Raw genomic sequence first — 849 nt, 5'->3', positions numbered from 1 at the left:
CCGGCCCATGCCCAGCCGCTGGCTGCCCTGCCCGGTGAACAGGAACGCCAGCTTGCCGCCGACCGGAGTACCGGTGACCGACCCGGCGGGCGTCTCGCCGCTCGCCAGCGCGCCCAGCTGCCGTACGAAGTCCTCGCGGTCGCCCGCGACGAGCACCGCCCGCTGCTCGAAGGCCGCACGGCCCACGGCCAACGAATAGCCCACATCAGCGAGTCGCAGGTCGGAGCGCCCTTCCACGTAGGCGCTCAGCCGCTCGGCCTGGGCCTGGAGCGCCTCGGCGCTCTTGGCGGACAGCAACCACGGAACCACCGAGGGCGCGCGGTGCGGCGGGGCCGGGACGGGCTCCGTCTCGACCGCTACTGGCGCCTGTTCGATGATGGTGTGGGCGTTGGTGCCGCTGATGCCGAACGAGGAGATACCCGCCCGGCGCGGGCGGCCCCCGTTCTCCGGCCACTCCCGGGCCTCGGTCAGCAGTTCCACCGCGCCGGCTGCCCAGTCCACGTGCGGCGACGGCTCATCGACATGAAGGGTCTGCGGCAGCACACCGTGCCGCATCGCCATGACCATCTTGATGATCCCGGCCACGCCCGCGGCGGCCTGCGTGTGGCCGATGTTGGACTTGATCGAGCCGAGCCACAGCGGCCGGTCGTCGTCCCGACCCTGGCCGTAAGTGGCCAGCAGGGCCTGCGCCTCGATCGGGTCGCCGAGGCGGGTACCGGTGCCGTGGGCCTCCACCGCATCGACGTCCGTGGTGCTCAGCCCGGCGGACGCCAGGGCTTGGCGGATGACGCGCTGCTGGGAGGGCCCGTTGGGGGCGGTCAGCCCGTTGCTGGCACCGTCCTGGTTGAT

General features: G+C 72.8%; 1 protein-coding gene. It reads right to left on the bottom strand.

All coding sequences use genetic code 11. The annotated features are described in order from the left end of the window. The coding region (locus IE249_RS35470) for a CurL C-terminal domain-containing protein (RefSeq protein WP_189711646.1) at nucleotides 1-849 on the bottom strand (849 nt) is incomplete at both ends.

This window comes from Streptomyces anandii JCM 4720, assembly GCF_014650655.1.
Lineage (GTDB): Bacteria > Actinomycetota > Actinomycetes > Streptomycetales > Streptomycetaceae > Streptomyces > Streptomyces anandii.
Note: the sequence above shows the minus strand (reverse complement) of the source record. Positions and strands in the feature narration are given on the sequence as shown.